We start from the raw sequence: 6165 nt of genomic DNA, 5'->3' as shown, positions 1-6165 counted from the left end.
AAACTCCTGTATTCCCGCGCTTTTTGAATATCTTTATTTTTCTCGAGGGCGATTCGCCGGGCTTCTTCCAAAGTCAATATCTTGATTCCTTTTTCTTCGGCAAACGCCTTGGCCCCGGGAAAAAAACCAGTCCATCCCATTAGGCCAAGAGCTAAAATCAGGAGAAAGCCATTTTTTAATCTTTGCTGGATCACTCTTGGGCCTCCTTTTTCCCTTCCCAACGATGGCGGATCCATCCTCCAATATCGTCGAGCACGGTGTAAACGGCAGGAACAACCAGCAAGGTCAATAAGGTGGAGGTGATCAATCCGCCAATGACCGCCCGAGCCATTGGGGCCCGCATCTCTGCCCCCTGCCCAAGGGCGAGCGCCAGGGGCAGCATCCCGAAGATCATGGCCAGGGTGGTCATAAGGATGGGGCGCAGTCTCGTCCGGCCGGCGGTGATCAGAGCTTCCCTCCGGCTTATTCCCCTGGAACGCAGGGTTTTGGTGAAATCCACCAGGAGGATGGCGTTCTTGGTCACCAGGCCCATGAGCATAATAAGTCCGATGAGGGACATCATGTTGATGGTACCCCGGGTGAAAAAGAGCATACCCGCCATGCCCACGATTGACAGGGGAAGGGAGAACATGATGGCCAGGGGGTCGATGAATGATTCGAACTGCGCGGCCAGAATGAGGTATACGAAGATGACGGCCAAAACGAGGGCTTCCGCCATGTAGGCGAAGGATTCGGCCATGTCCTCGGCCTCACCGGAAAAGACAATTTGGTATCCCGGAGCCATGGTTAGATGTTTCGCCGCTTCCTGTACCCTTTTTACGGCCGTTCCCAGAGGGAGTCCATCGAGATTGGCCGTGATCACCACCTGGCGAGTCAAGTCCTGCCGGTTAATTTCCGACGGCGTTGTACTCATCCCATAATTAACCACGTTCCCCAGCGGGACCAGCGCGGGAAGGGTATTCGGCTTGGGCACGGCCAGCCGTAACCTTTCAACCTGGGTCGGGTCTTGCCGGAGGGCCAACGGTAACCTCACCCGCACGTTTACCGCGTCTCCATCCTCATCTTCGTAGGTAGTCACTGCCTGTCCTCCCACCAGAGCGCCTACAGTTCGGACGATGTCTCCGGTCATCACTCCGGCATCCACGGCCCGCTCCCGGTCAACGACCAAGCGGAATTCCGGGATATCCTGTTCCAGGGTTACTTCCAGATCGACGATTCCCCTAATTTTATAGATTTCTTCCTTCAACACCGCCGCGTATTTCTTCAGCAAGGCGATGTCTTCGCCGCGGACATTGATCACCAAGGGTTTCTGATTGTCCATTCTCCCCGCTTCCATGATGGTCGGAAGAATGCCGGGGATTTTCTCGATGCGTTGCCTCAGATCCCGCTGAATTTCTTCCTGTTTGCGCTTCCGCTCCTTCCGTTCTTTGAGTTTAGCAAACACCATGGCGTCGCGCACGGTTCCTGTATCTCCAGCTCCGATGGTGGCGTAGGTATGTTTCACCTCGGGGATCTCCTTCAGCGCCTCCTGGACCGCGGCCAACCGACTCTGGGTCTCTTCCATGGAGGCATCCGGCGCACTCTTGAAGTTCACCTGAAATTCACCCTGGTCGTAATTGGGGAAAAACTCCGTTTGCAGAACTCTAAAAGCACCAAGGCCGGCGAAGAAGGCTACCGTAGCCACAAAGAGGACGATCTTCCGGTGATCCAGGGCCCAGCCGATCACCTTCCGGTATCCATCCGCCGTCCGGTCGAACCAATGATTGAAGTGGTCGAGGATGCGGGCGAGAAAGTGCCGTTTCCCTTTGCGCTCGATATCCGGGTCCACCCAGCGCGAAGAGAGCATGGGGTCCAGGGTAAAAGAGACAAACAGCGAGACCAGGACGGCAAAAGCGACCGTAATCCCAAACTGGAAGAAAAACCGCCCCACGATTCCTTTCATATAGGCCACGGGAATGAACACAGCGATGACGGACATGGTCGTGGCCAGCACGGCCAGCCCGATTTCGCTCGTTCCTTCCCGCGCAGCCGTGAAGTGGTCCTCCCCGCGCTCGAGATGGCGCACGATGTTTTCCCGGACCACGATGGCGTCGTCGATAAGCATGCCGATGGCCAGAGAAAGGGCCATCAGGGTCAGCACGTTCAGGGTCATACCCAAGAAATACATGACCGTAAAGGAAGAGATAACCGAAATGGGCAGGGTCAGGCCGGTAATGACCGTGGACCGCCAGGAATTGAGGAAGCAGAAGACAATGAGGATGGTCAGGAGCCCGCCGAGAATCAAGGTCTCCTCCACATCCCGCACGGAGTCGCGGATCATGATGGAGGCGTCCCGGACCATTTCGATGGTGGTCCCGGGAGGAAGCTCTTTTTGTATAACCTCGATCTCCTTCTTCACCCGGTCGACCAAGCCTACGGTGTTAGCGCCTGACTGTTTTAAAATGTCCAGGCCGATAGCGGGGATACCGTTCACTAAGGCCAGCGACCGTTGTTCTTCGATGCCGTCCTTTATTTGCGCCACTTCAGCCAAGGGAATCGGACGCCCTCCCCGCTGGGCGATCACCATGGTTTTGAACTGTTCGACGGCATCGGGTTTTCCCGAAATTCGTAAGGGGTATTCTGTGCCCCCCCGATTCAGTCGACCGAGCGGGGTGTTGACGTTCTCCGACTGCAAACCGGCGATCACTTCATCCACTCCCATCCCCAGGGCTTCCAGGCGGAGCGGGTCGATATTAACGTTGACCTCCCGCTTCGAGGGGCCGACCAGGTCAACTTTTCCCACTCCGGAGATGTTCTCAAAGCGCCTTTTGACTTTCTTTTCCACCAGCGTTGTCAGGTCCCGTGGGGACAGTCTCTCCGACCGCACGGCCAAAGAGGCGATGGGGAAGGTGGCGAAATCGAGCTTCTGGATGATCGGCTCCTCGATCCCCTGGGGCATAGTCCCCCGGATTGCGCCCACCTTGGCCCTTACTTCCTGGGCGGCGTCATTGACCCTCACTTCCAGATGGAACATAAGCACCACATTGGAGACGCTCTCCCGGGAGGTGGACATGACGTGCTTGACGCCGGAGATGGAGTTGACCGCCTCCTCGATGCGCTTACTCACCTCTCGTTCCACGGTCTCCGGTGAGGACCCGGGAAACTTGGTTACCACAGAGACAACGGGGATCTCCACGTCGGGGAACATGTCGATGGCCAGCTTGCGGTAGGAGAAGATCCCCAGGGTAACCAGGACCAGCATCATTACCGTGGCGAATATCGGCCTTTTGATGGATAAATTCGAAAGAAACATTCTACTTCTCCCCGTTGACCCGCGTTACATTCACCTTATCCCCGTCTTTGACGTTGAACCCTCCCCGGGTAATTACCTGTTGCCCGGAAGCCAAACCAGAAATAATTTCCACCTGATCTCCTGAAATATTTCCGGTACGGACGGTCCGGCGGTGGGCAACGTTTTCATTCACCACGAAGATCTCGGCTTTTGTGGCGGCCACGTCCCAGGTAAGTAGGGCTATTCGGGGTATTTTGATGACTCCGGTCCGTTTTCCGGTCAAGATCTGGCCTTTCACGAAAAGGCCTCCTTTTAGCTGCTCGGGTGTGTTTTCAACCTCGGCCACCACCCTCACCGATCGATCCGATTCATTTACTGTCGGGTTGATGAACATGACTTTTCCAGTGAAGGTCTTCCCCGGAATTGCGTCCGTGGAAAAAGTAAGGGCTTGTCCCATGCGCACAGCTCCCATTTCCCCGGAAGGGACGGTTACCGTCAGCTCCAGAACCCGGTTATCGACAATCCGGAACATCGGTTTGGCCCCCATCTCTCCCACATAGTCCCCCACATTGACATTGCGCCAGGATATCACGCCTTTTCTCGGTGACCGGATGATAGCCTTGGAAAGCCGGGTCTGGGCATGCTCAACATCTTCCTCCGCCGCTTGGATTTGAGCTTTAGCAGCAGAGATCCGCACCGCAGCGGCCTCTCTTTCCGTGCGGGCGTCATCCAGGTTCTGCTGGGTGATAAGGCCTACTTCTTTCAGCTTGAGGGCCCGTTCGTACTCCCGGTTGGCCCGATTGGCGGCAACTTCCACCTGCATTAGATTTGCTTTGGCAATCTCCACCGCCGTCTGGGCTTTTTTCAGAACCAGTTCCCCTTCTCGAGTGTCCAGCCTGGCCAGGGGAGTTCCCTTTTCTACCTGGACCCATTCGGTGACGTACACCTCGGCTACGATGCCGGTGTATTCGGACTTGACCTCCGCTCCAAATTTGGAAGAGAGCGTTCCGATGACCTCAATTCCATCGGTAATATTGGCAGCGGTGACCTTCGTCACTTCCACCGCCACCGGCGGGCGTTGCCCGACTTTTTCATTTGGCTTCTTATCTTCTCCCGTTGCCGAGCAACCATAGATGCCCACCCAAAGAGCAAAAAGAGCTGCTTTTAGTATGAATCCCTTTTTCATTTTCTTGCTCCCTTTTCCGTTCCTTTCCTTGCCCCTATCCCCTGTAAAATTACCTTGAGAACCCGGGCCAGACCTTGGCGGCCCAAGCTCATTTCCGGATGCCCGAGATGCACTTCGATGGCCACGTTCAAAGCCCCCAGGATGGCCCAGGTCATATCTTCGGCGTTTCCCCTGCGGAATTCTCCTTGGCGGATTCCTTGCTCCACCAAGCGACGGATGGTTTGTTGGATTCTGAGATGGTAAGCCTCGAAGTCAAAAAAAGGTGCCCCCTGATGGGGTCCATAGTAAATAGCATACATCACCCTCACGCCTTGAATCTTCTCCAGGAAGAGAGAGAAGGCTTGATCGAAAAACCGCATCAGCTTTTTGGTCACGGTTCCTCGCTCCTCCAGAGTGGAGGCGAGAAGGCCGTCGGCTTTGGTGAAGGTTTCGCGCATCAATTCCAGGTAGATTCCTTCTTTGTTCTTGAAATAATAGTAGAGGACGGGCTTGCTCACCCCTGCCGCGGCCACGATTTCCCGGACAGTGGTGGCCGCATACCCCTTGCGGGTAAACAACTCCGCGGCGCCGACCAAAAGTTTCCGGCGGACGGACCTATCTACAGATAGTGCCTGCTCCCCCATTCTGGCCATTTCTTTCTCACCTCGATTCTACTTTTACTTACCTACCGGTAAGTATATAATAAAAGAGTTCATTGTCAAGAGAAATTTTTGGGGAGAAATTTGGCGAGCATTTGGGGGTGGGTAAAAAAGCGGGGGTTAAATTGGGGTCAAAATATTTTTACCCCAATCCAACCAAGGAATAGCTGCATCGCTTAAGCCATTCTTTCCTCCTTTTATAATCAGGAAGGATCGATTGAACCTTTTGCCAGAATTGAGAGGAATGGTGCGGATAAATGAGATGGCAGAGTTCATGAACGATGACATAATCTAAGACTGATAACGGAGCCATAATGATCTTCCAGTTAAACCGGATGCCTTCAGATTGGGAGCAGCTTCCCCAGCGCATCTTCTGGTGTTTGATTTCAATCGATTTCGGTGTTCTCCCTATCTGCCGCGAAAAGCAGGCAACGCGTGCTTGTATTTTTTCTTTGGCCCGCATCAAATACCAGTCCATAAGGGCCCGTTTTATTGTCTTTTCCGCCTCTCCGGAATCTAAGCTAAGATTGATCTCTACCTGAAACCTTTTATTTCTAAGTTCACATCTCCCTTCTTTTTCCGAGGTTGATTTGACCACTTTTAAGCGGTATTCCCTCCCCAAAAAAGGAAACGCCTCTCCGCTTACGAATTCCTTAACCGTTGCAGGCGGAATCTGGTTCTTAAGAAGTTCCTGCCTTTTAACAATCCAAGCAGCTCGCTTTTGAATCAATTTTTTAATTGTTTCTTCCCCTATCAATTCCGGAGATCGAACAACCACTCCTGCTGGGGAATTAACATAAATGGCTACCGTCTTTTCTCGGTTTCCTCTTATTATCTCAAAGGCTATCTTTTTATTTCCGTATTGGATGTTGTTCATCTTTAGACGTCTCTCAAATGGATCCGGGCCAGATTCAAAATCTCCCGGGTCAGTGGCTCTACCTGGTCTTCTTTACAGCCCTTCGCCCTTAAAAGTCTTTTGACTTCCCTGCGCATTTCTCTTTGAATGTCCTCCTTTTCCGTCCAGTCGATCACCCGCTTTTCTTTTATCGCCTGAGTGATCTTCTTCGTAA

Annotated in this window: 6 protein-coding genes; all 6 read right to left on the bottom strand. The window is 53.4% G+C overall.

Annotated elements, in window-relative coordinates; translation table 11 throughout:
* On the bottom strand, positions 1-194 hold a 194-nt coding region (locus tag Q7V48_04105; protein ID MDO9209918.1), incomplete at its 3' end, for a hypothetical protein.
* On the bottom strand, positions 191-3292 hold the full coding sequence (locus Q7V48_04100) for an efflux RND transporter permease subunit (protein MDO9209917.1): 3102 nt from the start codon (positions 3290-3292) through the stop codon (positions 191-193). The genes Q7V48_04105 and Q7V48_04100, both read right to left, overlap by 4 nt.
* A 1-nt stretch (position 3293) precedes the next feature.
* On the bottom strand, positions 3294-4457 hold the full coding sequence (locus tag Q7V48_04095; GenBank protein ID MDO9209916.1) for an efflux RND transporter periplasmic adaptor subunit: 1164 nt from the start codon (positions 4455-4457) through the stop codon (positions 3294-3296).
* On the bottom strand, positions 4454-5089 hold the full coding sequence (locus Q7V48_04090) for a TetR/AcrR family transcriptional regulator (protein ID MDO9209915.1): 636 nt from the start codon (positions 5087-5089) through the stop codon (positions 4454-4456). The genes Q7V48_04095 and Q7V48_04090 overlap by 4 nt, the downstream gene beginning before the upstream one ends.
* A gap of 148 nt (positions 5090-5237) precedes the next feature.
* Positions 5238-5972, bottom strand: a complete 735-nt coding sequence (locus Q7V48_04085) for a SprT family zinc-dependent metalloprotease (protein ID MDO9209914.1) — start codon at positions 5970-5972, stop codon at positions 5238-5240.
* A 2-nt stretch (positions 5973-5974) separates the two neighbouring features.
* Positions 5975-6165 (bottom strand): DUF3387 domain-containing protein (locus tag Q7V48_04080; protein MDO9209913.1); only part of this gene is annotated, 191 nt, incomplete at its 5' end.

This window comes from Deltaproteobacteria bacterium (assembly GCA_030654105.1).
Classification (GTDB): Bacteria; Desulfobacterota; SM23-61; order SM23-61; family SM23-61; genus JAHJQK01.
This window is presented reverse-complemented; position numbering and strand designations above follow the sequence as displayed.